19 protein-coding genes and 1 pseudogene are annotated in these 26,087 nt (G+C 73.8%); 6 read left to right on the top strand and 14 right to left on the bottom strand.

The annotated features are described in order from the left end of the window. Window positions 1-5: 5 nt before the first annotated feature. From infB to rimP, 4 genes are all read right to left on the bottom strand, one after another. Window positions 6-3,143, bottom strand: a complete 3,138-nt coding sequence (gene infB, locus OG294_RS27105; protein WP_327069148.1) for a translation initiation factor IF-2 — start codon at window positions 3,141-3,143, stop codon at window positions 6-8. Window positions 3,144-3,379: 236 nt separating this feature from the next. Then, a complete protein-coding gene (locus tag OG294_RS27100) occupies window positions 3,380-3,673 on the bottom strand; it encodes a YlxR family protein (protein WP_327071686.1) in 294 nt (97 codons plus the stop codon). 80 nt (window positions 3,674-3,753) lie between these two features. Beyond that, window positions 3,754-4,767, bottom strand: coding sequence for a transcription termination factor NusA (gene nusA, locus OG294_RS27095; protein WP_327069147.1), 1,014 nt, complete (start codon window positions 4,765-4,767; stop codon window positions 3,754-3,756). Window positions 4,768-4,798: 31 nt separating this feature from the next. Further along, window positions 4,799-5,389 carry a ribosome maturation factor RimP gene (rimP, locus tag OG294_RS27090; RefSeq protein WP_327069146.1) on the bottom strand — a complete coding sequence of 197 codons (591 nt, stop codon included), beginning with the start codon at window positions 5,387-5,389 and terminating at the stop codon, window positions 4,799-4,801. A gap of 286 nt (window positions 5,390-5,675) precedes the next feature. Here rimP and OG294_RS27085 point away from each other — a divergent pair, with 286 nt between their 5' ends. After that, window positions 5,676-6,869: a ferritin-like domain-containing protein gene (locus OG294_RS27085; protein ID WP_327069145.1), complete on the top strand. Its 1,194-nt coding sequence runs from the start codon at window positions 5,676-5,678 to the stop codon at window positions 6,867-6,869. An 82-nt stretch (window positions 6,870-6,951) separates the two neighbouring features. Beyond that, the gene (locus OG294_RS27080) at window positions 6,952-7,875 is read left to right on the top strand and encodes an aminoglycoside phosphotransferase family protein (protein ID WP_327069144.1); all 924 of its coding nucleotides are present in this window, start codon (window positions 6,952-6,954) and stop codon (window positions 7,873-7,875) included. A gap of 1 nt (window position 7,876) precedes the next feature. On the opposite strand, the gene OG294_RS27075 is transcribed toward OG294_RS27080, so the two are convergent. The 8 genes from OG294_RS27075 to OG294_RS27040 all read right to left on the bottom strand — a co-directional run bounded on the left by OG294_RS27075 (window position 7,877) and on the right by OG294_RS27040 (window position 18,735). Then, a complete protein-coding gene (locus tag OG294_RS27075; RefSeq protein ID WP_327069143.1) occupies window positions 7,877-8,440 on the bottom strand; it encodes a GNAT family N-acetyltransferase in 564 nt (187 codons plus the stop codon). Window positions 8,441-8,513: 73 nt separating this feature from the next. Continuing rightward, a complete protein-coding gene (locus OG294_RS27070) occupies window positions 8,514-9,341 on the bottom strand; it encodes a GNAT family N-acetyltransferase (protein WP_327069142.1) in 828 nt (275 codons plus the stop codon). Between the two features lie 109 nt (window positions 9,342-9,450). Next, window positions 9,451-10,611: a flavodoxin-dependent (E)-4-hydroxy-3-methylbut-2-enyl-diphosphate synthase gene (ispG, locus tag OG294_RS27065; protein ID WP_327069141.1), complete on the bottom strand. Its 1,161-nt coding sequence runs from the start codon at window positions 10,609-10,611 to the stop codon at window positions 9,451-9,453. Between the two features lie 112 nt (window positions 10,612-10,723). Beyond that, window positions 10,724-12,031, bottom strand: coding sequence for a M50 family metallopeptidase (locus OG294_RS27060; RefSeq protein WP_327069140.1), 1,308 nt, complete (start codon window positions 12,029-12,031; stop codon window positions 10,724-10,726). A 62-nt stretch (window positions 12,032-12,093) separates the two neighbouring features. After that, window positions 12,094-13,323, bottom strand: a complete 1,230-nt coding sequence (gene dxr, locus OG294_RS27055) for a 1-deoxy-D-xylulose-5-phosphate reductoisomerase (RefSeq protein WP_327069139.1) — start codon at window positions 13,321-13,323, stop codon at window positions 12,094-12,096. A gap of 127 nt (window positions 13,324-13,450) precedes the next feature. Next, a complete protein-coding gene (locus OG294_RS27050; protein WP_327069138.1) occupies window positions 13,451-14,893 on the bottom strand; it encodes an aldehyde dehydrogenase family protein in 1,443 nt (480 codons plus the stop codon). A 138-nt stretch (window positions 14,894-15,031) separates the two neighbouring features. Beyond that, window positions 15,032-16,648 (bottom strand): PucR family transcriptional regulator, encoded by a 1,617-nt coding sequence (locus OG294_RS27045; protein WP_327069137.1) that lies wholly within the window; start codon window positions 16,646-16,648, stop codon window positions 15,032-15,034. Window positions 16,649-16,833: 185 nt separating this feature from the next. Next, window positions 16,834-18,735: an ATP-binding protein gene (locus OG294_RS27040; RefSeq protein WP_327069136.1), complete on the bottom strand. Its 1,902-nt coding sequence runs from the start codon at window positions 18,733-18,735 to the stop codon at window positions 16,834-16,836. 432 nt (window positions 18,736-19,167) lie between these two features. Here OG294_RS27040 and gabT point away from each other — a divergent pair, with 432 nt between their 5' ends. The 3 genes and pseudogenes from gabT to OG294_RS27025 form a co-directional block, all read left to right on the top strand. Continuing rightward, complete coding sequence (gene gabT, locus OG294_RS27035) at window positions 19,168-20,508, top strand: 4-aminobutyrate--2-oxoglutarate transaminase (protein ID WP_327069135.1); 1,341 nt, start codon at window positions 19,168-19,170, stop codon at window positions 20,506-20,508. A gap of 170 nt (window positions 20,509-20,678) precedes the next feature. Beyond that, entirely contained in the window at window positions 20,679-21,593 is a 915-nt protein-coding gene (locus OG294_RS27030; protein WP_327069134.1) for a phosphatase PAP2 family protein, read from the top strand. Window positions 21,594-21,673: 80 nt separating this feature from the next. After that, window positions 21,674-22,039 (top strand): annotated as a pseudogene (locus OG294_RS27025) (MarR family winged helix-turn-helix transcriptional regulator); the annotation flags it as partial. 136 nt (window positions 22,040-22,175) lie between these two features. Here OG294_RS27025 and OG294_RS27020 read toward each other — a convergent pair. Beyond that, a complete protein-coding gene (locus OG294_RS27020) occupies window positions 22,176-23,156 on the bottom strand; it encodes an EamA family transporter (RefSeq protein WP_327071685.1) in 981 nt (326 codons plus the stop codon). Between the two features lie 134 nt (window positions 23,157-23,290). Between OG294_RS27020 and OG294_RS27015 the strand changes: the two genes are divergently transcribed. Continuing rightward, complete coding sequence (locus OG294_RS27015) at window positions 23,291-24,223, top strand: LysR family transcriptional regulator (RefSeq protein WP_327069133.1); 933 nt, start codon at window positions 23,291-23,293, stop codon at window positions 24,221-24,223. Between the two features lie 39 nt (window positions 24,224-24,262). Here the strand turns inward: OG294_RS27015 and OG294_RS27010 are convergent, their stop codons facing one another. Further along, on the bottom strand, window positions 24,263-25,945 hold the full coding sequence (locus tag OG294_RS27010; RefSeq protein WP_327069132.1) for a restriction endonuclease: 1,683 nt from the start codon (window positions 25,943-25,945) through the stop codon (window positions 24,263-24,265). Window positions 25,946-26,087 lie beyond the last annotated feature (142 nt).

Raw genomic sequence — 26,087 nt, 5'->3', positions numbered from 1 at the left:
CAGCCTTAGGAGCGCGGCTTCTCGCGCATCTCGAAGGTCTCGATGACGTCGTCCACCTTGATGTCGTTGAACGACCCCAGGGTGACACCGGCCTCGAAGCCCTCGCGGACCTCGGTCGCGTCGTCCTTGAAGCGGCGCAGACCCTCGATGGTGAGGCTCTCCGCCACGACCTTGCCGTCGCGGATGAGGCGGGCCTTGGCGTTGCGGCGCAGCAGGCCCTCGCGGACGATGACACCCGCGATGTTGCCGAACTTGGAGCTGCGGAAGACCTCGCGGATCTCCGCGGAGCCGAGGCGCACCTCCTCGTACTCCGGCTTGAGCAGGCCCTTGAGCGCCGCCTCGATCTCCTCGATCGCCTGGTAGATGACCGAGTAGTACCGGACGTCGACGCCCTCGCGCTCGGCCGCCGTGCGAGCACGGCCCTCGGCGCGGACGTTGAAGCCGATGATGATGGCGTCCGAGCCCATCGCCAGGTCCACGTCGGACTCGGTGATCGCACCCACACCGCGGTGCAGGATGCGCAGCTCGACCTCGTCGCCCACGTCCAGCTTGACCAGCGCGTCCTCAAGGGCCTCCACCGAACCGGAGACGTCACCCTTGATGATCAGGTTGAGCTGCTGGATGCCGCCGGCCGCGATCGCCTGGTCCAGGTTCTCCAGGGAGATCCGCAGCGGACGCTTGGCGAACATGGCGTTGCGGTCACGGGCCGAACGCTTCTCGGCGATCTGGCGCGCGGTGCGGTCGTCGTCGACAACGATGAAGCTGTCGCCGGCGCGCGGCACCGAGGTCAGACCGAGCAGCAGGACCGGACGGGACGGGCCCGCCTCGGCGACGTTCTTGCCGTTCTCGTCCAGCATGGCGCGGACGCGGCCGTGGGCGTCACCGACGGCGATCGAGTCACCGACGCGGAGCGTACCGCGCTGGACCAGGACGGTCGCCATGGCGCCGCGACCCTTGTCCAGGTGCGCCTCGATGGCGATACCCTGCGCGTCCTGCTCGGGGTTGGCCCGCAGGTCCAGCGAGGCGTCCGCGGTCAGGACCACGGCCTCCAGCAGCTGGTCGATGTTCAGGCCCTGGCGCGCGGAGATGTCGACGAACATCGTGTCGCCGCCGTACTCCTCGGCCACCAGACCGAACTCGGTCAGCTGACCGCGGACCTTGGTCGGGTCGGCACCCTCGACGTCGATCTTGTTGACCGCGACCACGATCGGCACACCGGCGGCCTTGGCGTGGTTGAGCGCCTCGACCGTCTGCGGCATGACACCGTCGTTGGCCGCGACCACCAGGATCGCGATGTCGGTGGACTTGGCACCACGGGCACGCATGGCGGAGAAGGCCTCGTGACCGGGGGTGTCGAGGAAGGTGATCTTGCGCTCCTCCCCGTTCACCTCCGCCGACACCTGGTACGCGCCGATGTGCTGGGTGATGCCACCGGCCTCGCCGGCCACCACGTTGCTCTTGCGGATCGCGTCGAGCAGGCGGGTCTTACCGTGGTCGACGTGACCCATGACGGTCACCACCGGCGGACGCGGCATGAGCTCGTCCTCGTCGCCCTCGTCGGCACCGAACTCGATGTCGAAGGACTCCAGCAGCTCGCGGTCCTCGTCGTCCCGGCTGACGATCTCCAGGATGAAGCCCATCTCGCCGGCCAGCAGCTCGAGGGTGGCGTCCGCGACCGACTGGGTCGCGGTGACCATCTCACCGAGGTTGAACATCACCGAGACGAGCGCGGCCGGGTTGGCGTTGATCTTCTCCGCGAAGTCCATCAGCGAGGCACCGCGCGACAGGCGGACGGTCTGTCCGTTGCCACGGGGCAGCATCACACCGCCGACGGACGGGGCCTGCATGGCCTCGTACTCCTGGCGACGCTGACGCTTCGACTTGCGGCCACGGGCCGGACGACCGCCCGGGCCACGACCGAAGGCACCCTGCGTGCCACCACGGGCACCCGGGCCGCCGGGACGGCCACCGAAGCCACCGGGACGGGCACCGCCGCCACCGAAGCCGCCACCACCGGCACCGCCACCCGGACGGGGGCCGCCGAAGCCGCCGCCACCGGCCGGACGCGAGCCCGGACCGGCCGGACGACCGGCGAAGCCGGGACGGGCGCCGCCACCGGCACCCGGGCCGCCGGGACGACCGCCGGGGCCACCGGGGCCACGGCCGCCGGGGCCCGGACGCGGGCCGGTGCCCGGGCCGGGACGCTGCGGCATCATGCCGGGGTTCGGACGGGGCATGCCGGACGGGCTCGGCCCGCCGGGACGCGGACCGGCCGGACGGGGCATCCCGTCGGGACGCGGCGCGCCGGCGCCGGGGGCACCGGCGGGACGCGGACGGTCGCCGCCCGGACGCTGCGGGCGGTCGCCCGGAGCACCGGCGGGACGCGGACGGTCGCCACCGGGACGCTGCGGGCGGTCGCCCGGAGCACCGGCGGGACGCGGACGGTCGCCACCGGGACGCGGGGCACCGGCGCCGGGGGCACCGGCCGGACGCGGGCGGTCGCCCTGCGCACCCTGACGGCGCTCGCCGGGACGCGCCATGCCGGTCGCGCTGCCCGAGGTGAAGGGGTTGTTGCCCGGACGCGGACCCGCGGGACGCGGGCCGGGACGGGCGCCACTGCCGGCCGCGGAGCCGCTGGGACGCGGAGCCGGGGCGGGAGCGGCGGGACGCTCGGCGGCCTCGCCACCGGCCGGAGCCGGCGAGGAGAACTCGGCCGCCGGAGCAGCCGGAGCGGCGGGACGCGCCGCCGGGCGCGGGCCCGGGGTCGGGGCGCCGGCCGGACGCGGTGCGGCTGCCGGGGCGGGGGCCGCCGGAGCAGCCGGGGCCGCCGCCGCAGCGGGGGTCGGACGGGGGCCGGGGGTCGCGGCGGGGCGCGGACCCGGCGTGGGGGCTCCCGGCTTGGGTGCGGCCGAGGCGGCACCGCCGGGGGTGGGCGCCGCGGGCTTCCGCGGGCCAGGCTTAGCGGAGGAACCACCGGAGGGCGGCGTCGCTCCCAAAGCGTCAGTCAACTTGCGCACAACCGGCGCCTCGATCGTCGAGGACGCCGAACGGACGAACTCACCGAGCTCGGTGAGCTTGGCCATGACGGCCTTGCTCTCCAAGCCAAGCTCCTTGGCGAGTTCGTATACCCGGACCTTAGCCACTTCGCTCCTGTCTATAAGTCCGGGGTAGTTGTCCGCCGGACCGTCGCTACTTCATGGGCGTACTCATCGCGTACTCATCGAGTGCTCATCGCAATCTCGACCTACTTCCATCTCGCGAGGTACCTGACTGGTGGCGCGGTGCACCGAGGTGCGCGCGCCGTGCTCTGTACGGTGGTTCTCCCCCGTGTCCACGGGGGTGGTGCCCTGCGCTCCGACCGGGGCCCAAGCCTTGCTGGTCAGGGCGCCGAAACACTGTTCGCCCGGGCCTCGAGCCACTCCCGCAGCGCTTCCGTGTCGAGCGTCTCCTGGAGCCGGAAGGCCCTCGGGAACGCCCGGCGGCGGACCGCCAGGTCGAGACAGGCCGGATCGGGGTGCAGATACGCGCCCCGGCCGGGCAGCGAACCCTGAGGATCGGGGACGCAGCCGCCCTCGATCGCCCTGATTCGCAACAGCTCTTGCTTGGCCGCTCGCTTGCGGCAGCCCACGCAGGTGCGTTCAGGGCATGCGCGGACACGCGTCCGGCCGGACACCATCAAGTCTACCCCTCCGCAGGGACTGACCGCGGCCCCGTCGATCAGGACGGGGCCGCTGCACGTGATTGACAACACCGCTACTCGGCGGCGGATTCCCCGCCAGGCTCGGCACCGGCGGTCTCGGTGTCCGGGCGGATGTCGATCCGCCAGCCGGTCAGACGGGCGGCCAGGCGGGCGTTCTGCCCCTCCTTGCCGATCGCCAGCGACAGCTGGTAGTCGGGCACGATCACCCGGGCGGAGCGCTGGGCGTAGTCCACGATCTCGACCTTCGTCACCCGCGCGGGCGACAGGGCGCTGGCCACCATCTCGGCCGGGTCCTCGGACCAGTCCACGATGTCGATCTTCTCGCCGTGCAGCTCGGCCATCACGTTGCGCACCCGGCCGCCCATCGGGCCGATGCAGGCGCCCTTGGCGTTCAGGCCGGCCCGGCGCGAGAAGACGGCGATCTTGGTACGGTGACCGGCCTCACGGGCGATCGCCGCGATCTCGACGCTGCCGTCGGCGATCTCCGGGACCTCCAGCGCGAAGAGCTTGCGCACCAGGTTGGGGTGGGTGCGCGAGAGCGTCACCGAGGCGCCGCGCACACCGCGGCGCACCGCCACCACGTAGCTGCGCAGCCGGGTGCCGTGCTTGTACTCCTCGCCGGGGACCTGCTCCTGCGGGGGCAGGATGGCCTCCAGCTTGCCGATGTCGACCAGCACGTTCTTCGGGTCGCTGCCCTGCTGGACGACACCGGTGACGATGTCGCCCTCCTTGCCCGCGTACTCGCCGAAGGTCTGGTCGTCGGCGGCGTCCCGCAGACGCTGCAGGATCACCTGCTTGGCCGTGCTGGCGGCGATCCGGCCGAAGCCGCTCGGGGTGTCGTCGAACTCCTTGGGCTCGACGCCCTCCTCCAGCTCGCTCGCGTCCTCAAGCGCCCACACGGTCACATGGCCGGTCTTGCGGTTCAGCTCGACGCGGGCGCGGCGGCGCGAGCCCTCGGTCCGGTGGTACGCGATGAGGAGCGCCGACTCGATCGACTCGACCAACAGGTCGAACGGGATGTTCTTCTCGGTCACCAGCCCACGCAGGGCACTCATGTCGATGTCCACGGCTACGCCTCCTCTGCTCTGCTCTTCTTACTCACTGCTCGTCGCGGTCGGCGTGCGCGTCGGCTTCGGTGCCGTCGCCCTCCGCGGACTCCGCGTCGTCCGTCTCCTCGAGCTCCGCGTCGTCGGCGAGCAGCTGCTCGTCCTCCTTGCGGTTGAACTCCACCTGGATCCGGGCCTTGGCGACCTCGGTGAACTCCAGACGGCGCTCCTTGGCGCGGCCACGGCCCTTGACCGGCTGCACCTCGACCAGCGCGCCGTCCTCGTCGCCCGACAGGATGCGGGCGACGATCTCGCCGCCCTCGACGAGCTGGACCTTCACCAGGCGGCCGGTGTTGCGGCGCCAGTGGCGGGGCTCGGTGAGCGGGCGGTCGACGCCCGGGGAACCGACCTCCAGCAGGTACGCGGCGCTGCCCATCAGGTCGCTCTCGTCGAGCGCCTGACCCACCTCGCGGCTGAACTCGGCGATCGCGTCCAGATCCACACCGCCGTCCGCGTCCACGTCGATCTGCACCTGGCGGCGGCTGCCTGCCTGGGTCACCTTGACTTCCTCAAGGTCCAGACCGGCGCGCTCGGCCAGCGGTGCCAACAGGGCACGCAACCGATCGGTGGGGGTGGTGCTCATCCGGGTGACTCCTCGGCCGCGTCTGCTGTTGTCAGAAGGTCGTAACTCGACCCAAAGCCTATCGGGTCGACCCCCGAACCGCCGATTCCGACCAGGCCGGGCGCCGGGACGGGAGCCCGCGGCAGCGCGGGGGCGCGCCCCCGCGCTCGGCGGCGCGGCGGCGGACGGTACGGTCGAGCGGGGCGGGCACAACTCTTTCACCTGACGGATACGCGCTGGTTCCCACATCAGTCATGGCCGCGGGGGCGTTCGGCGACTTCCCGCACGAACCTCCTGGAGCGCGTCGATGCAGTCCCCCAGCCGACGGACCTTCCTGGCCTCCGGGGCCCTGGCCGTCGCCGGGCTCCTGACCGCCTGCACCTCCTCGGGCGGCAGGTCCGACGGGTCCGGCGGACCGGGTCGCGGGGGTGCCAAGCCCGACCCCGACCTGGCGCTGCGCACCAAGGCGGTCGCCGCCACCGACGCGCTGCTCGCCCAGTACGCGTCCGTCACGGGGGCCGGCGGCGGATCCGGCTCGCCGGTGGCCCAGTTGCGCACCGAGGTGGCGGCCCAGCGGTCCGCGCTGGCCGCCGGGCTGCCGGCCGGCGCCGCCTCGCCCTCCGGCAGCGCCGCTGCCGCCCCGCCCGGTTCGTCCGCCCCGGGTGCCGGCGCATCGGCCGGCGGCGCATCGGGCGGCCCCGGTACGCCGACCGGCCAGGCGGCGCTGGCCGCAGCCGAGTGGAGCACCGCGCAGGCCCGGCTGACCGACCTGGCAGCCGCCTCCCCCGAGCTGGCCCGGCTGCTGGCCTCGGTCTCGGCGGCGGGCGCACTGCACGCGGTCGAGCTGGGCAATCAGGCCCCCTTCGCGGCGAGTGCGCCGCCGTCGGCCTCCCCCGCCGACCCCCCGTCCGCGGGCGGTTCCCCGGGTACCGCGGGCGGCGTGCCGTCGGGCACCGCCTCCCCCGGGGCCGCCGCGTCCGACAAGGCCTCAGCCGGTGCCGCCACACCCGGTGCCGGCTCGGCGGCCCTCCCCGCCGGAGCGGTCACGGCGCTCCAGGCGGCACTGGCCGGCGAGCACAGCGCCGTCTACGCCTTCGGGGTGATCGCGGCCAGGATCGCGCCCGGCGCCAAGCGCGACGACGCCCGCTCCTGCTACGCCGCCCACCAGGCCCGCCGGGACGCCTGGCAGCGCCTGCTGACCGGCGCCGGCGCTAACCCGACCGCGGCTGCACCCGGCTACCAGCTCCCGTTCGCCGTCACCGACGCCGGCTCGGCCGCCCGGCTGGCCGCCGAGATCGAGACCCGGCTGACGGCCGTCTACGCCGATCTGGTGGCGGCCGGCTCCGGCGCGCTGCGGCTGGACGCGGCCACCGCGCTGCGTGCCTGCACCCTGCAGGCCAACCACTGGGGCGCCACTCCCGGGGCGCTGCCCGGCCTGCCCGCCCCGGCCTCCCCCGCTCCGGCCTCCGGCGCAGCGTCGAGCCCGCCGCCGAGCCGCTGACCAGCGCGGCTCCCCGGTCACGAGCGGCGCTGGGCGGACAATGGACGGGTAGCACCAGGGGGAGTCGAAGCGGAAGGCCAGCATGTCGCCAGCAGCAGGGAAGTGCACCGTACCGGACCGACTGCGGATGAGCGTGCTGGCCCGTCAGGGCGAGGCCGGCGCCGCCTGGCTGACGGCGCTGCCGGAGCGCGTCGCCCGCCAGCTGGAGCGCTGGGAGCTGACCCTGGACCGGGTCGCCGAGCCCGGCGGCCGGCTCAGCCTGATCGGCTACGTGCGGCGCGCGGACAACACGCCCGCGGTGCTCAAGGCCGGCCTGGTCACCGCCGAGACCGCCCAGGAGCCCGCCGCACTCGCCCACTGGGCCGGCCGTGGCGCGGTGCTGCTGCTGGACGCCGACCCGCCCGAGGGCTTCCTGCTGCTGGAACGCCTGCACGGGGAGATCCCGCTGCGCTCGCTGGCCGAGGCGAAGGCGATGCTGGAGGCCTGCGGCCTGCTCCAGCGGCTGTGGAGCGACCCCGGCCCGCAGCACCCGTTCGGCTCGGTGGCCGAGCATGTCGCCGTCCGGTCCAGCTGGATGGCCGAACATCCGGCGCTGGCAGCGGAGTTGGACGCCGGCCCGCTGCTGGAGGCGGCGCTGCGCACCGCCGCCGAGCTGCTGGGCTCCAGCGAGGAGACCTTCCTGCTGCACGGCGACTTCCACCACGGCAATGTGATGGCCGCCGACCGTGCGCCCTGGCTGGCCATCGACCCGCAACCGCTGGTCGGCGAACGCGCCTTCGACCTGGCCTGGCTGGCCCAGGACCGCAAGGAGACGCTGGCCGCCGCGCCCGGCCCCGAGGCCGCGGTGCGCAGGCGCCTGCACCAGCTGTCCGAGGCGGTGGAGGTGGACCTGGAGCGGCTGCGCGGCTGGGCGCTCTTCCGCAGCGTCGCGGCCGGCCTCGCCTCGCTGGCGGCCGGCGACCGGGCGGGGGCCGAGCTCTACCTGGAGTTCGCGGGGCGGCTGTAGGTCAGGCCCGGCCGGCCGCGTCGGTCCGGTCCAGCAGCGGCAGCCGGGCGCCCATCACGGCGTACGGCCGGTCGGTGTTGGGGAACCGCACCGCGCGGGCCAGGTCGCGGTAGCCCAGCGAGCGGTAGAGCCGGCGGGCGGGGGTCTCGGCGTCGATCGCCGACAGGATGCTGCGCGGCAGGCCGGAGCGCTCGCACAGGCTGCGGATCAAGGTGCTGCCCAGGCCCTGCCCCTGGTACTCGGGCAGCACGTGCAGTTCGGTGACGGCGAAGACGCCGTCCAGCCAGTCGCCGTGCCCGCGGGCCTCCAGGTAGGGCTCGATCACCGTGCTCCACCAGTGCTCGCGCAGGTTGGGCATGCCGTAGCCGAAGCCGACCAGCCGGCCCGCGCGCAGCGCGCCGAGCGCGATCACCCCGGGCTGCAGGGCGTGCCGCCCCACGATGTGCAGCCGCACCGCGATCTCCGAAGGCGACAGCCCGAAGGCCGCCGCCTGCACCTCCAGCGCGTACGGCGCCCAGGCCGCCAGGTCGATCGGCTGGACGGTCACCTCGGTCAGCTGCTCCATGGCCGGGAGGTTACTCCCTCCCAGCGATCACCGAGGCGAACACCGCAGACTCGTGGGCAGCAGCCGGGCTGCCTCAGAAGAGCACCGACATGAAGGCCCCGACCTCGCGGAAGCCGACCCGGTGGTAGGCGGCCCTGGCCGGCAGGTTGTAGTCGTTGACGTAGAGGCTGACCACCGGGGCGACCTCGCGCAGCGCGATCTCCAGGACGGCGGCCATGCCGCTCTCGGAGAGCCGCCGGCCGCGGTGCGCCGGCGCGACCCAGACCCCCTGGATCTGGCAGGCCCCCTCGGTCACCGCACCGATCTCGGCCTTGAAGACCACTTCGCCCTGCTCCGAGATCCGTGCGAACGAGCGGCCGCCGCTCACCAGTTCGGCCACCCGGGCCTGGTAGAGCAGACCGCCGTCACCGGCCAGCGGGGAGACCCCGACCTCCTCGGTGAACATCGCCACGCAGGCCGGCATCAGCAAGTCGATCTCGTCCTTGCGGACCCGCCGCACCAGCGGGTCGGGCGCGACCTCGGCGGCGGGCTCGGTGGTGGCCAGCAGCGGCTGACGGGCCCGCACCTCGCGGGCCGGGCCCCAGCTGGGCTGCAGCAGCTCCCAGAGCGCGGCCGTCGGCCCTGCGGGGCCGACGATCGAGGAGCAGCGCCGCCCCTGGCGGCGGGCCCGCTCGGCGAAGGCCCGCACGGCCTGCGGTCCGGCGTTGATCGGCACCAGGTTGGCCCCGGCGTAGCAGAGCGACGCAAGGCGCCCGTCCGGGCCGAACCAGCCCCACATCTCGCCGCCGAGCCGCCACGGGTCGAGGCCGACCGCCTCGACCCGGGTGGCCACGAAGGCGTTGGCGACCGGGTCCCGGCGCAGCACCTCCAGGGTGTCGGCGAGATCGGGACCCTCCAGCACCCGAGTCGACTCACCCGGCCTGCGGCCGGGCGGACCCCCATGACCGCGGGCGGCCTGCTTCGCGCCGGGGAGCATCACACCTCGATCGAGCACAGCGCCTCATCCACCGTCATTCGGCGGCGATCACGGTGGGGGCACCGGAGGCGACGCCGTCGGCCTGCATCTGCTCGGCCAGCTTGAGGGCCTCCTCGATCAGGGTCTCGACGATCTTCGACTCGGGCACGGTCTTGATCACCTCGCCCTTCACGAAGATCTGCCCCTTGCCGTTGCCCGAGGCCACCCCCAGATCCGCCTCGCGCGCCTCACCCGGACCGTTCACCACACAGCCCATCACCGCCACCCGCAGCGGCACCTCCATGCCCTCGAGCCCGGCGGTGACCTCCTCCGCGAGCTTGTACACATCCACCTGCGCCCGACCGCACGACGGACACGAAACGATCTCCAACCCGCGCTGACGCAGGTTCAACGACTCCAGGATCTGGATCCCGACCTTGATCTCCTCCACCGGCGGCGCCGACAGCGAGACCCGGATCGTGTCCCCGATCCCCTCCGCCAGCAGCGCACCGAACGCCACCGCCGACTTGATCGTCCCCTGGAACGCCGGACCCGCCTCCGTCACACCCAGGTGCAGCGGATAGTCGCACGCCGCCGCCAGCTGCCGGTACGCATTGATCATCACCACCGGGTCGTTGTGCTTCACCGAGATCTTGATGTCCCGGAAGTCGTGCTCCTCGAACAGCGAGCACTCCCACAACGCCGACTCCACCAACGCCTCCGGCGTCGCCTTGCCGTACTTCTCCAGCAGCCGCTTGTCCAGCGAACCCGCGTTCACACCGATCCGGATCGGCACACCCGCCGACTTCGCCGCCCGCGCGATCTCACCGACCTTGTCGTCGAAAGCCTTGATGTTGCCCGGGTTCACCCGCACCGCCGCACAACCCGCGTCGATCGCGGCGAACACGTACTTCGGCTGGAAGTGGATGTCCGCGATCACCGGGATCTGCGACTTCCTCGCGATGATCGGCAGCGCGTCCGCGTCGTCCTGCGAGGGCACCGCCACCCGCACGATCTGACACCCCGAAGCGGTCAGCTGCGCGATCTGCTGCAGCGTCGCGTTCACGTCCGAGGTCAGCGTCGTGGTCATCGACTGCACCGACACCGGCGCGTCACCACCGACCGGAACGTTGCCGACCATGATCTGACGCGAGACGCGGCGGGTGGCGAGCGGCTTGAGCGGCAGGGACGGAATACCGAGCGAGATCGCGGTCATGTGCGCAGGGTTCCCCGGAGTAGAGGTGACGGACGCCGGGTGCGCAGTCGCGCACCCGGCGTCCAACGGTACGGCACCCCGGGGGGCGCGCACGCACACCCCCTGAGCGGGGCTAGCTGATCTTCACCGGGTTGATCACGTCGGCGATCAGCACCAGCAGCGTGAAGCCGATGAAGATGCTGGCCACCACGTAGGCCAGCGGCATCAGCTTGGCCACGTCGAACGGTCCGGGGTCGGGCCGCTTGAAGAGCTTGGCGGCGCGCCGGCGGACCGACTCCCACACCGCCCCGGCCACGTGCCCGCCGTCCAGCGGCAGCAGCGGCAGCATGTTGAACAGGAAGAGCGAGAGGTTGATCCCGGCCAGCAGGTTGACCATGAAGGCGATCCGCTGCGAGGCCGGCATGTGCAGCGCGAAGACCTCGCCACCGACCCGGGCCGCCCCGACCATGCCGACCGGGGAGTCGGCCTGGCGCGGGGTGCCCTTGACCACCGAGTCCCACAGCGGCGGGATCTTGCCGGGCAGTGCCACCAGCGAGTGGACGCCGGTGTCGGCCATGTCGGACATCTTGCTGAGGCTCTCGCCGAAGCCCAGCTGGACCACGCCGGTGGTCGGGCTGATGCCGAGGAAGCCGGCCGTCACCGGCTTGGCGCCCGGCACCGGGTCGCCGTACTTGTCGAGCTTGGCGAGCTGGTTCTGGGTGATCTGCGCGGTCAGCGTCAGCTGCTGGCCGCCGCGCTTGACCACGATCGGCACGGTCCTGCCGTAGGAGTCGCGGATGTCCGAGGAGAGCTGCTGGTAGCTGTGGATCGCCTGGCCGTCGAAGGAGACGATGCTGTCGCCCGCCTTCAGCCCGGCCGCCGCGGCCGGCGAGGGGGGCGCGTCCTTGCTGCAGGTGTCGCTCGCCTGGGTGGCCGGCACCACGCACTGCGAGACCGAGCCGACGATCGGCAGCGACTTGGGCACGCCGAAGCCCATCATGGTGATCAGGAAGAGCGCGAACGCCAGGATCAGGTTCATGAAGGGCCCGGCGAACATCACGATGATCCGCTGCCAGGGCTTGCGGGTGTAGAAGAGCCGGTTGTCGTCGCCCGGCTGCAGCTCCTCGTAGGAGGCCTCGCGGGCGTCCTCGATCATCGAGCGCCAGGGCGAGCTGCTGCGCTTGGTGATCTTCCCGTCGGCCCCCGGCGGGAACATCCCGATCATCCGGATGTACCCGCCCAGCGGGATCGCCTTGAAGCCGTACTCGGTCTCGCCCTTCTTGCGGGACCAGACGGTCGGCCCGAAGCCGACCATGTACTGCGGCACCCGGATCTTGAAGAGCTTGGCCGTCGACAGGTGGCCCAGCTCGTGCCAGGCGATCGAGAAGAGCAGCCCGACGAAAAAGACCACGATGCCCAGCACCGTCATCACTGCAGTCACCGCTGGTCCTCCGTCACATCGCTCCCATTACCGGCCCCGGCGCGCAGCGTAACGCCCGGTTCTTAACCCGCCGCCAGCTCCCGGGCCCTGGCCCGCGCCCAGCCCTCCGCTTCCAGGACGTCCTCGATCGTCAGGGAAGTTCCCCGACCGGCGCCGTCGTGCTCGGCGACCACCTTGGCGACCGTGTCGACGATCGCGGTGAAGGCGAGCGAGCCGTGCAGGAAGGCGTCCACGCACTCCTCGTTGGCCGCGTTGAAGACGGCCGGCGCCGTTCCGCCGAGCGTACCCACCTCGCGGGCCAGCGCCACCGCCGGGAAGGCCTCGTCGTCCAGCGGGAAGAACTCCCAGGTGGCGGCCTTGGTCCAGTCGCAGCCGGGGGCCGCGTCCGGGATCCGCTCGGGCCAGCCGAGGCCGAGCGCGATCGGCATCCGCATGTCCGGCGGGCTGGCCTGGGCCAGCGTTGACCCGTCCGTGAACTCCACCATCGAGTGGACCACCGACTGCGGATGCACCACCACGTCGATGCGCTCGAAGGGGATGTCGTAGAGCAGGTGCGCCTCGATCACCTCCAGGCCCTTGTTGACCAGGGTGGCCGAGTTGATCGTCACCACTGGGCCCATCGCCCAGGTCGGGTGGGCCAGCGCGTCCTTCGGGGTGACCCCGGCCAACTGCTCACGGGTACGGCCGCGGAACGGGCCGCCGCTCGCGGTGACCACCAGGCGGCGCACCTCGCGCGGGGTGCCGGCGCTCAGCGCCTGGAAGAGCGCGGCGTGCTCGGAGTCGACCGGCACGATCTGCCCTGGCGCGGCCACCGCCTTGACCAGCGGGCCGCCGACGATCAGCGACTCCTTGTTCGCCAGCACCAGCACCCGCCCGGCGCGCAGCGCGGCCAGCGTCGGCGCCAGGCCGATCGAACCGGTGATGCCGTTCAGCACCGAGTGGCAAGGCAGCTGGGCCAGCTCGGTGGCGGCGTCCGGGCCGGCCAGCACGGTCGGCAGCGGACGCCCGGCGGCCCGCTCGGCCAGTGCGGCGCGCAGCGCCGGCTCGGCCTCGGGACGGGCCACCGCCACGGTGTGCACGCCCAGCCGCAGGGCCTGCTCGGCGAGCAGCTCGACCTGCCCGCCGGCCGCGGAGAGCGCGACCACCTTGAACCGGTCCGGGTTGCGGAGCACGATGTCGATGGCCTGGGTGCCGATCGAGCCGGTGGAGCCGAGCAGGACCAGCTCCCGTGGGCCTGACGGGTCGTCGACGACCGGAGTGAAGCGCAGCTGCGGGTGGGCGAGCGAGTTCATGGGCTCCATTGTGGCGTGCCGCCGCGCACCGGCCTACCGCTGCCCCGCACCCGATCCGGACGGCGCCACGGTCGCGCCCCCGGCTCCACGCGGGAGCCGGGGGCGCGACCTCGGTACGACGCGACCGTCAGAGGTCCAGGCCGGTGAGCACCAGGACCTTCTCGAAGGTGAAGTCGTCCATCGCGTACTTGACACCCTCGCGGCCCACGCCCGAGTCCTTCACGCCGCCGTACGGCATCTGGTCGGCGCGGTAGGAGGGGGCGTCGCCGATGACCACGCCGCCCACCTGCAGCTCGCGGTGGGCCCGGAAGGCGGTCTGCACGTCGTGCGTGAAGACGCCCGCCTGCAGGCCGAAGGCCGAGTCGTTGACGGCCGCGAAGGCCTCCTCGGTGGAGTCCACCCGGTGCAGCGACAGGACCGGGCCGAAGACCTCGGCGGTGGCCAGGATCGCGTCGGCGGGCAGCTCGGCCAGCACGGTCGGGGCGTACGCCGCGCCCTCGCGGGTGCCGCCGGTGAGCACCTTGGCCCCCTTGGCGACGGCGTCGGCCACCCACTCCTCGACCCGCTTGGCCGCGTTCACGTCCACCAGCGGGCCCACGTCGGTGGCGTCCGCGGCCGGGTCGCCGGTCACCTGCGCCTCGACCTTGGCGACCACCTTGTCGACCAGCGCGTCGTACACCGTCGCGTCCGCGATCACCCGCTGCACCGAGATGCAGGACTGGCCGCCCTGGTAGTTGGCGAAGGTCGCGATCCGGGTGGCGGCCCACTCCAGGTCGGCCTCCGAGGACCAGTCGGCGAGCACCACGGCGGCGGCGTTGCCGCCGAGCTCCAGGGTGACGTGCTTGCGCGGCACCGAGTCCATGATCTGGTAGCCGACCTTGTCCGAACCGGTGAAGGAGATCACCGGCAGGCGGGGGTCCTGGACCAGCGCGGGCATCTTGGCGTTCTCCACCGGCAGCACGCTCCAGGAGCCGGCCGGCAGCTCGGTCTCGGCCAGCAGCTCGCCCAGCAGCAGGGCGGAGAGCGGGGTGGCCGGGGCCGGCTTGAGGATGATCGGGGCGCCGACCGCGATCGCCGGGGCGACCTTGTGGGCCACCAGGTTGAGCGGGAAGTTGAACGGGGCGATGCCGAGCACCACACCGCGCGGGAAGCGGCGCACCACCGCGTAGCGGCCCACGCCGCCCGGGTCGGTGTCCAGCCGCATGGTCTCGCCGTTGGTGCGGCGCGCCTCCTCGGCGGCCCAGCGGAAGACCGAGGCGGCCCGGCCGACCTCGCCGCGCGCCCACTTGATCGGCTTGCCGTTCTCGGCGGTGATCAGCCGGGCGATCTCCTCGGTGCGCTCGGTCAGCCGACGGGCCACGTGGTCGAGCGCGGTGGCCCGCACGTGCGCCGGGGTGGCCGCGAAGACCGGCAGCGCGGCGACGGCGGCCTCGACGGCCTGCTCCACCTGCGCGTCGGTGGGGATGCCGACCGTGCCGACCAGGCTGTCGTCGAACGGGTGGCGGACCTCGAACTCGGTCTCGCCGGTCTCCTGGCGGCCGGCCAGCCAGAATGCGTGGGTCGTGGTCACGGTGCTACCGGCCTCTCCTGTCGGTGAATCGTTCGCCCCAACGGTAGGCGGACAACCGTTCACAGCGGATTGGCCAAGGTGGAGCGGTCGCCGATGCGCTTTACGCCTCGCCGGTGCGCCGTGCGCCTCCTGGACCTCTCAGTCCTCGCCGGAGCGCAGCGCCAGCCAGAGCTCCATCCGCACGTCGGTGTCGTCCAGCGAGCGGCCGAGCAGCTCCTCCACCCGGCGCATCCGGTAGCGCAGGGTGTGCCGGTGCACGCCGAGGTCGGCGGCGGCGGCGTCCCACTGGCCGTGCCGGGAGAGCCAGGCGCGCAGCGAGGCCACCAGGTCACCGCGGGCGGTGCGGTCGTGCTCGCGCAGCGGGCGCAGCAGGCCCTCGGCGAAGGCGGCCACCGCGTCCTCGCCGAGCAGCGGCAGCAGCGAGCCCGCGCCGACCTCCTCGTGGCCCACCGAGCGGCGACCGCCGCGCAGTGCCACCGCCAGCGCCCGCTCGGCCTGCGCGTAGGCGCCGCCGGCCTCATCGATCGCGGCCGGGGCCGAGACGCCCAGCGCCAGGCCCTCGTGCTCCTCCACCGCGCCCAGGCAGGCCCGGTGCACCGCGCCGCCGTCCATCGCGAGCAGCACCAGCCGCTCGCCGTGCGCGACGCCCTCCTTGCCGTCCTTGCCCTCCCGGCCGGCGGGCTCGCGGGCCACCAGCAGCTTCTCGCCGGCCCGGCCGCCGGCCTGCTCGGCACGCTCGGCCAGCTCGGTCAGGTCGTGCACCGGGGTCTCGCCCTCGGCCCGCTCGGCGCCGGGGGCGGCGCCGGCCACCAGCACCCGTATGGTGCCCTCCGGCAGACCGCCGAACAGGCCCGCGGCGACCTGCCGGGCGGTGCCCACCTGCCCGGCCAGCACCAGGCGCAGCAGCGCGGCGCCCATCCGCTCCTCGGCGTGCCGCAGCTCGCGCGAGCGCTCCAGGGTCAGCGTCAGCAGGGCGACCGCGGCGTTCAGCACATAGCGCTCGGTGGGGGTGATCCGGTCCTCGGTGCCCACCGCGAGGAAGCCGCGGGCCCGCCGGTCGGCACCCAGCGACTGGACCACCACGAAGTCCTCGTCGGCGGTGTCGAAGCCGGGTGCGCGGCCCTGCAGCGCGGCGCTCGCCGGGGCCGGGCGGCGGCGCAGCCGGTCCACCTCGGAGGCCAGCCGGGCCGCCCGGCGGGCCGCCCAGTCCGGGGCCACCACCGAGAGCGCGCCCGAGCTGTCGTAGAGCGCGGCCCAGCCGCCGAGCCGGGCCGCGAGTCTGCGCACCACCGCGGCCGTGCCGTTCTGGCCCAGCGCCGCCCGGGTCAGCTCCTCCTGGGCCTCGAAGCTGGTGGTCACCGCCTCGTACTGCTCGGCCGCCAGCGCCGCCGAGACCGCCTTGCTGATCGCGATGAACGGGGTCGGCTCCGGCACCCGCAGCAGCGGCAGCCCCCGCTGGGCGGCCGCCTCCACCAGCGGCTGCGGCACCTCGGTGTGCGACAGGCCCACCCCCAGGCCCAGACCCACCACCCCCGCGTCGGCCAACCGGTGGACGTAGGACTGCAGGCTCTTGGTGCTGGTCCCCAGCTTGATCCCGGTGGTGAGCAGCAGCTCGCCACCTTCGAGGAACGGCGTGGGGTCGTCCAGCTCACTGGTGTGCACCCAGCGGACCGGCCGCTCCAGGTGGTCCGCGCCGGCGAGGACCGTGAGATGGAGCGAGGAGTTGCGCACGACGGAGGCGAGTGTGGGGGGCATGGCACCTTCGATGGGACGACCCGGCGGCCACGTTGCGACCGGGCGGCGGCGGGAGCTTCGCTCTGCTGGAACGCTTTCATTATGGACGCTGCGGACAAGCCGTGACGCCGAATCCACCGCCGCGTAGCTAACCGAATGCCTGTCGAACGACCGCCCTGCGACCGCACCGCCCGCCTGACCGCCCGTCAGGCCCGCAGATCCACCAGGAGCGGCGGCACCTGCTCCCCGCCCACCGTGGTCAGCGAGACCACCGCGTGCCCGGTCGGCAGCGCGTGTGCCAGGTCCGAGGGCGACCAGCGCTCGCGCTCCACCTCCCGAGTGGTCACGCTCTCGGTCTGCGCGGTGGTCCCCGACAGCGCCTTGCGGGCCAGCCGCCCGGCCTTGCGCAGCATCCCGCCCGAGGTGTCCGGGGCCAGCGTCACCGCCCGCTCGCGCACCAGTACCGTGCCCCAGGCCTCGGAGAACAGCTTCCCGTCCCACGGCGCGATCCCCGGGAAGGCCATCCGGCACCCCACCGCCCCGAACAACGGCACCCGCAGCGCCTCCGGCAGGTCGACCAGACTGCGCAGCAGCAGCACCGCACCCGCGTTGGCCCCCGGCAGCCGGCGCAGCCCCTGCACCGCGCCCGCGTCCAGTGCCGCCGAGGCGTCGTCCACCACCAGACCCGCGAAGAGCGAGCGGTCCTCGCGGGCCACCGCGGCCTGCAGGAACTGCCCCACCACCAGCCGCGACAGGATCCGGGCCGCCTCCGGGTGCCCGCGCTCGGGCAGCTTCACCCGCACCCGCAGCGGGTGCTCCAGCGCCCGCATCGCGAAGGCCGGCCGGGCCCCCGACCCCGCGGTCTCGAAGCAGCCGGCGAAGGCCGGCCGGTCCAGCAGCGCCAGCCGGTCGGCCAGCAGCGCCCCCGGATCGTCCACCTTGCCGTGCCGGCTGCGCCGGTGCTGCACGTCCGGCTCGTGCAGCGCCCACAGCTCCTTGGCCCGCAGCCGCTCGACCAGGCCCGACCAGCCCTCCTCGTCCCCACCGAGCAGCGCCCGCAGCTCACGCACCCCCGGGTAGCGCCCGTACCCCGCGTGGAACGGCCCGATCACCTGCTGCAGCGCCATCCGCGCGCTCTGCTCCCGCGCCGAGAGCTCGTCCGGCAGCAGCGCATCCGCCAGCCGGGCCGCCGCCACGTCCGGTTCCCGCGCCGCCCCGTACAGGTCCAGCCCGTACGCCGACCCCGGATCGCCCGGCGCGATCACCACGTCGTACCCCGCGTCCGGCCCCAGCTCGGCCTCGGCCGCACCGACCACCACCACGCAGGCCGTGCGGGCCAGCGCCTGCAGACACAGCGCCTCCGCCACCGGCCTGGCCAGCCGGCTCGTCTTCCCCGTCCCCGCCGGCCCCACCGCCAGCAGCGAGGTCGCCAGCACCTCCTGGTCCAGCGCGAACCCCGCCCCCCGGTGCGTCGCCGGGTTCTTCGGGACCTCCTGCGCCACCCCCAACCGCACCTGCCCCACCAACAGATCGTGCTCGGCCACCCGCACCGGCAGGTCCCGCGCCTCCGACGGATGCGCACAGGCCCCCGCCCCCCGCACCGCCACCTGCTCCCCGAACGCCCCCACCAACCCCGGCTGCCCCACAACCTCCCGCCACACCCGATGGATCCGCACATAGTCGACATCACTGACCCGCCCGGCGACCGTCTCCTTCTCAAGACGGTGCGCGGCCTGCGGCAGGCCGCCTTCGCGCAACTCCCGCCACGGATCCAGCTCGCCCGGCTCGTCCACGTCGATCACGGGTTCTTCCTGGGTCACGGTGCTGGCGATCAGCGGTGCGCCGAATCGTCGCCACACCTCCGCCCAACGCCCCATCCGCCCGAACACGACGATGACGACCGCCGCCACCGGCGCGTTCTCCAGGAGGATGACCGGCAACGCGTAGCCGGCAGGGATGTCCTCTATCCCGAAGACCTGTCCGAGGATGAAGGACTCGAGTTCACTGGCGTACCAGAACGCGAACCAGCCGACCACGACATTCAGCGCTGCACGGAGCAACAGCGCCCAGGTCGGTACCTGAGCCTGCACGAGATCACGTTCCGCCATCGCCGGGCGGTATCCGAAGCGGTAGACCCCGACTCCCGCCACCGGTCGGCGCTCGGTCACCCAACTCGCCAGGGGGAATCCCGCCCCAGTCCCCCGCGCCGCCTGCCCCGGGAGGTGGCCGGCGGCTCCCGACGGGTCCGGCACCAGGTCCACCCGCCGCCCGTATGCGCCGTCCAGTCCCATTGCGGCCCCGCTCCCTTGCCCCGACCTGCCCGGCTGAGTGTTACCCATGCCGCCCGGCGGGCGACACCCCGCGCTCAATGTAGTGGAGGGGCGGCCGGGGCCACGGTTCTTCCGCCGGGTGGGCGGTGCTGGCCGGGCAGGACAAGTCGGACGGCCCAGTGCGCCCCACTGGCGCATGCCGGGCGCGTCGGGGCGGCCGTAGCCTGCGAGGAACAGCCGTCCAGAAACAACGCCGACTGGAGATACCCCATGAGCGCCGCACCGCTGCTCCCGCAGGAGCGCCGACTGGTCACCGCGATCCCCGGCCCGAAGTCGCAGGAGCTGCAGGCCCGCAAGCTGGGCGCGGTGGCGGCCGGAGTGGGCACCACCCTGCCCGTCTACGTCGCGCGCGCCGGTGGCGGCGTGCTGCAGGACGTCGACGGCAACAGCCTGATCGACTTCGGCTCCGGCATCGCCGTGGTCAACGTCGGCAACAGCGCCGAGGCCGTGGTGGACAAGGCCGGCGAGCAGCTGGCCGCCTTCACCCACACCTGTTTCATGGTGACCCCGTACGAGGGCTACGTGGCGGTCGCCGAGCAGCTGAACGCGCTCACCCCGGGCGACCACGACAAGCGCACCGCGCTGTTCAACTCGGGTGCCGAGGCGGTGGAGAACGCGGTGAAGATCGCCCGCGCGTACACCAAGCGCACCGCCGTGGTGGTCTTCGACCACGGCTACCACGGCCGGACCAACCTGACCATGGGCATGACGGCGAAGAACGTGCCGTACAAGCAGGGCTTCGGGCCGTTCGCGCCGGAGGTCTACCGAGTGCCGGTCGCCTACCCCTACCGCTGGCTGACCGGTACGGAGAACTGCGCCGCCGAGGCGGCCGCCCAGGCGATCGACATGATCAACAAGCAGATCGGCGCCGACAACGTCGCGGCGATCGTGATCGAGCCGATCCAGGGCGAGGGCGGCTTCATCGAGCCGGCCAAGGGCTTCCTGCCGGCCATCGTGGAGTACGCGAAGGCCAACGGGATCGTCTTCGTCGCGGACGAGATCCAGACCGGCTTCTGCCGCACCGGCCAGTGGTTCGCCTGTGAGGACGAGGGCATCGTCCCGGACCTGATCACCACCGCCAAGGGCATCGCCGGCGGCCTGCCGCTGGCCGCGGTGACCGGCCGCGCCGAGATCATGGACGCCGCGCCGACCGGCGGCCTGGGCGGCACCTACGGCGGCAACCCGGTGGCCTGCGCCGCCGCGCTGGGCGCGATCGAGACCATGAAGACGCTGGACCTGAACGCCAAGGCGCAGCGGATCGGCGAGGTCATGCTCGGGCGCCTGCGCACGATGCAGGAGAAGTTCGAGGTCATCGGGGACGTCCGCGGCCGCGGCGCGATGATCGCGATCGAGCTGGTGCAGCCGGGCTCCAAGGAGCCCAACCCGCAGGCCGCCGCCGCCCTGGCGAAGGCCTGCCACGCCGAGGGCCTGGTGGTGCTGACCGCCGGCACCTACGGCAACGTGCTGCGCTTCCTGCCGCCGCTGGTGATGCCCGAGCACCTGCTCGTCGAGGGCCTGGACATCATCGAGAACGCCTTCGGCACCATCTGAGCCGGCGTCAACTCCGCTGTACCGGTGCGCCCGGGCCCTCGTCGGCCCGGGCGCACCGGCGCACGGACGCTTGGCCGGCGGTGCAGGTTGCGCCGGTTCCGGTGAAGATGCTGTGCAATCCCGGGGAAGCCCGATCCGCTCGGAATCGGCTTGACGTAGTGTCGAGACAGATGGACAGCGAGCCTCGTCCAGCAGTCGGCGTGCCGACCCGCGAGGACAACTCGGCGCCCCCGTCGGCGCCGCCACAGGACCGATCGACCGGCCGTCCGGCCCACACCCCCCGGGGCGCACGGAGCGGCGATCACCCCAGCCGCCCCGGGGCTCTCCCCCCCGCTCCGGGGCGGCTCCTGGCTGTCCCGATCCGCCCACGGCGCGCCGTCGACGCGGCCCTGGCCAGGGCGCGCGAGAGCCTGGCGACCCCACTGCTGCTCGGCCTGCTGCTGGCCCTGGTCTCCTGGCAGGTCGCGGCCGCTGGGCCGCTGCTCGGCCTGGACCGCTGGGTGCGGCGATCGGTGGCGCAGCTGCGCGACACGCTGCACAGCGGCGCCCTGGACTGGTGCGCCCACCTGCTGTCCGACCTCGGCAGCACGGTGCCGGCCATTCCCGTGCTGCTCGGCGCCGGCGGGCTGGCCGCCTGGCGGTCCCGGCGCGCCGGGGTGCGGCGCTGGTGGCTGCCGCTGCTGGTCGCGCCGCTCGCCGCACTGCTGATCCCGCTGCTGGTGGTGCCGGCCAAGGACTACTTCGCCCGTCCGGGGCCGCTCGAGCAGCCGCTGAGCCCGGGGTCGTGGGGCTGGTACCCGTCGGGTCACACCACCACGGCCGGCGTGAGCTACGGGGTCGGCGCCCTGCTGGTCGGCCGCACGCTGTCGGCGGCGGCCCGGCGGATGCTCCACACGGCCACCGTGCTGCTCGGGTTCGGCGTGGGGATCGGGCTGATCTGGTGCGTCTACCACTGGTTCCTGGACGTGCTGGCCGGGTGGTGCCTGTCCCTGCTGGTCCTCTGGTGCCTGACCAGGTGGCTGCCGCGGGCCCCGGCCCCACGGCCGCCCGCCGATCCGGGCGGAGCCGGCTCGGCAAGAAACTGAGCCTGGCTCACCATGTGGCTGGCTCGCTACCGGGGCCGGGCGCTACCCTGGGCCCACTTCCCCCGCCGAGGAGCCCGCGCATGACCAGCTCGCCCACCGACCACTCCCCCCTCGGCGACGCACCCGTGGACACCGCACCCGCGGACGCCACCGCTGTGGACGGCGCACCCGCGGACGGCGTGGCCGAGCTGGCCGACGAGCTGACCCGGGCGATGAAGCGGATCAGGCACCGCACCGTGCACCGCCTGGAGCCCTACGGCCTGACCCCCGGCCAGGGCCGCGCGCTGCGGGTGCTGGCCCACGCCGAGCAGTGCGAGACCCCCGGCCGCGCAATGCGGCTGAGCGAGCTGGCCGACCGGCTGAACGTGGCCCCGCGCTCGGCCACCACCGTGGTGGACGCGCTGGAGCAGGGCGCGCTGGTCGAGCGGGTGCCCGATCCGGTGGACCGGCGCTCGGTCGGTCTGGTGCTGACGGCGGCCGGACGCGCGGCGGTGGAGCGGGTCGCGCAGGTCCGCCACGAGGTCGCCGAGGAGTACTTCAGCGAGGCCGATCCGGCGGACGTGGCCGCGATGCTGCGGGTGCTCAGGGCCGCGGAAGCGGCACACGCCCAGGCGCCGGCTCGCTCGTCCGCCCCCGAGCCGCACTCCCCGCTCCGCTCCGGGTCCCCCGCCCCGCCGGCCGGCGCAGCGCCGCCGCCAGTCGACGCACGGCCGAGGCCGGCAGCGCACTGAGCGCGATCCCCGCGATCACCAGCAGCGCCGCGGCGCCGGCCAGCGGGGTGATCGCCTCGCCGAGCAGCAGCCAGGCCGAGGACATCCCGAAGACCGGCACCAGCAGCGAGTACGGCGCCACCGCGCCCGCGTCGTAGGTGCGCAGCAGGAAGCCCCAGGCGCCGAAGCCGAAGAGGGTGGCGAGCAGGCCGACGTAGGCGACCGTCCCCAGGCCGGCCGGGGTGATCGAGGCCAGCGCGTGCAGGTCGGTCCTCGGCCCCTCGACCAGCAGGGAGAGTGCGAGCAGCGGCAGCGGGGGCACCGCGCTGACCCAGACCATCCAGCGCAGCAGGTCCGGCGGCGCCGCCTTGCGGGTGAGCACGTTGGACAGCCCCCAGGCGATCGCCGCCGCGATGACCAGGGCGAAGGACCGCACCGGCCCGCCCAGTCCGTTGTCGACCGCGGCCAGCGCGATGCCCACCGTCGCCAGCGCCAGCCCGGCGACCCGCCGCGGTCCGGGGCGTTCGCGCAGCATCCCGGCCGCGAAGAGCGCGGTGAAGACGGCCTGGCTCTGCAGGACCAGCGAGGACAGACCGGCCGGCATCCCCTCGTGCATGCCGAGGAAGAGCGAGCCGAACTTCAGCACACCGAGCACGAAGCCGACGGCCAGCACCCAGCGCCAGGCGACCCTGGGCGGCCCGACGAAGAAGACCGCCGGCACCGCGACCACGGTGAACCGCAGGGCGCAGAAGAGCAGCGGCGGGAAGCTCTTCAGGCCGACGTCGATCAGCACGAAGTTCAGGCCCCAGACGGCGGCGACCAGCACGGCCAGGGCGATGTGACGGGGCTTCATGACGCCGGTGGCGCCGGGCGTACTCACAGTGGCGGACATGCCCCGAGGATGTCCCAGCAGGCCTCTTCAGCACCAGCGAAGAATTCTGAAGCGAACCGTTCAGCACTGCTAATGCGTGGCGGATAATCGGGCCCATGATGGATCTCGGAAGGCTCCGCGCCCTGCACGCGGTCGCGGTGCACGGCTCGGTCGGCAGAGCGGCGGCGGCGCTCGGGTTCACCTCCTCGGCGGTCTCCCAGCAGATCTCCAAGCTGGAGCGGGAGACCCGCACGGTGCTGCTGGAGCGCCAGGGCCGCGGGGTCGTGCTCACCGACGCCGCCCAGGAGCTGGCCGGTACCGCGCGACGGGTGCTGGCCCTGGTGGAGCAGGCCGAGGTGACGCTGGAGCAGCAGCGCGGCCAGGCGATCGGCCAGCTGCGGGTGGCGTCCTTCGCCACCGGCGCGCGCGGGCTGCTGCCCGGGGTCCTGGCCGAACTGCGGGTGAGCTGCCCGGAGCTGGAGATCCGGCTGCTGGAGACGGATCCCTACCTGGCGGCCGAGCTGGTGGCGCGCGGCGAGGTGGACCTGGCGCTGGTGCAGGACTGGCCCTCCGTCCCGCTGCCGGTCCCCGAGGGCCTGTCCCGGCTGGATCTGGGCCTGGATCCGGTGGACCTGCTGCTGCGCGCCGAGGACCCACTGGCCGAGCTCGCCGAGGTCCCGGTGGCCCGGCTGATCGGTCAGCGATGGACCAGTGTGCCGCCGGGGAACATCTGCTACGACTGGCTGGTGCGCACCATGCGCGAGGCCGGCGAGGAGCCCGATGTGCTCTACCAGGTCGGTGAGTTCGAGACCCAGATCGCGCTGATCGCGGCCGGTCTCGGGCTGGGGCTCGTCCCGCGGCTCGGGCGCGGTCCGCTGCCGGCCGGCGTGGTGGCCCGCCCGGTGGTGCCGCGGCCTACCCGGCGGGTCTTCACGCTCTGGCGCACCCAGGCCTCGCGACGCCCCGCGATCACCGCCGCGCTGGAGGCGCTGCGGCGCCGCTGGCCGCTGCGGGAGGCGGCGCAGGAACCGGGCAAGGCGGCCGGCTGACGTCACGGCGGTCGGAACCGACGCCGGCCGGAGGTGGCGTCAGATCACGGTGCCGATGGTCAACGGCAGCCCCAGGTGGGTCTCGGCCAGCGCACGGAAGCCCGCACCGTCGGCGAGGTGGATCTGGCGGAACTCGGGGGTGTCGATCAGGTCGAGCGCTTCCTCGGAGAAGCCGCCCGCGCTCAGCCAGAGGCCGTGCCCGGCCGACTCCTCCGCGACGGCCTCTGCCAGGGTGCGGACCTCGCCGGCACCCACCTCACCCGGGCGCCGCGAGGCGCAGACCACCCAGCGGCCGGGCAGCGCGCTGTCCGGGGCGCCGGTCCCGGTGGCCACCAGGCCGGAACGCCCGCGCAGCCGCACGCTCCAGTCACGCAGGCCACCGCGGGTCAGCACCTCACGGACCAGCACCACGAACTCGCCCGGCGACAGGTCGCCCACCGCGGGCACCGCCGCACCGGCCGTGGCGCACGGCTGGACGGCCGCCCTGGCATACGGGTCGGGGGTGACCGCCGCGCCCAGCTCGCGCAGCCGCACCAGCGCCTCGTCCTGCTCGGCCGCCGCGTAGACGCCGGGGTCGCCCTCCTCCTCGGCCGGCTCGGCGTCCACCACCAGCCGGGTGCGGGCCAGCGCGTCCCGGTCCGCGTCGACGGTGAGCAGGCAGGTCGGGGCCGGCTCGCGCAGCCACCCGTTGAGCACCACCCCGGACAGGATGCCGTCGGTGTCCACCGCGTCGGCTGCCTGCAGGGCCCGCAGCGCCAGCCGGGAGACCAGGCGCAGGTAGTCCGCGGCGCGGTCGGCGGGCGCGCGCGGCACCGGGTCGATCTCGCCGTCGGTGGTCAGCCGGTAGCCGTCCAGCGAGGGGACCAGGCCGAGCGGCGGCAGGTCCAGGTCGAGAACAACGGTCCGGGTCAGTGGCCGGAACACCGCCCGGCAGGGGGCGGGCAGTTCGGGGGTGGTGGCCTCGGCAGCGGCCAGCGCCCGCTCCAGCAGCGACTCGACGGCAGCCGGCTCGGCCTCCCGGTAGGCCCGCCGGCACTCCTCCAGGCTGTCGTTGTACTCCTGCACCGCACGGGCCCTGGCCTGCTCGGCCTCCTCGTGGGCGAGCCGGGAGGCGGCCTCGTTCGGGTCGACGGCGGCTGCCCGTTCGGACCGCCAGCGCCGCAGCGCACGCTGGTGGGTGAGCCTGGCCTGGGCCAGCTCGCGCTGGTAGCCGGAGTCCAGCAGCCGGCGCGCCACCGTGGCGTCCGGGTCGGCGGCGACGGGCTCGGGCGGCGCGAAGTCCGCCCAGCGCGGCTCGCGCTCGGCCGGCTCCCCGGCCCCGCCCTCGGGGTAGGGCCGCGGCTCGTAACTGCGCCGCTGGCTCTCGAAGTCCATCGCACTGACCGGCAGCGCGAGCCGGACGAGCAGCTCGTTCAGACGCTGCTGCTCGGCGCGGACGGTGGCCGTCCGATGGTGCGTCAGCTCGGCGGCGCGCACGTGCGCAGCCACCGCGGGATCGATCCCCCCGGCGCCCAGGGCGTCACCGCCCCGGGCGGGCGCACCCGGCCCGCCCGCGGCGTCGGCGCCGGACCCGCCGCCCGCGACGCCACCGCCGGGCTGGAACTGCTGGGGGACCGTCTCGTCGGGGCCACCGGTCGAGCCGCCGAACACCGAGGCCAAGAAGCCCGAACGGGCGCCGAGGGCACGGTCGACGTCCGAATGGCGCTTGGTCGAATCCTGCATCGGCGGTCGGTCCCCCGTGCTCGTCCGGCGCTTCTGCGATGGCCGGGCAACTGCGCTGGCGGGGCATGCCCGTGGTGGCGGCATACCCCCCACGAGCATTCTCCACCGCCCGGCGCCCAGATGGTCGGGGTGTCCTCGGTTG

The organism is Kitasatospora sp. NBC_01302, from assembly GCF_035976515.1.
Classification (GTDB): domain Bacteria; phylum Actinomycetota; class Actinomycetes; order Streptomycetales; family Streptomycetaceae; genus Kitasatospora.
This window is presented reverse-complemented; position numbering and strand designations above follow the sequence as displayed.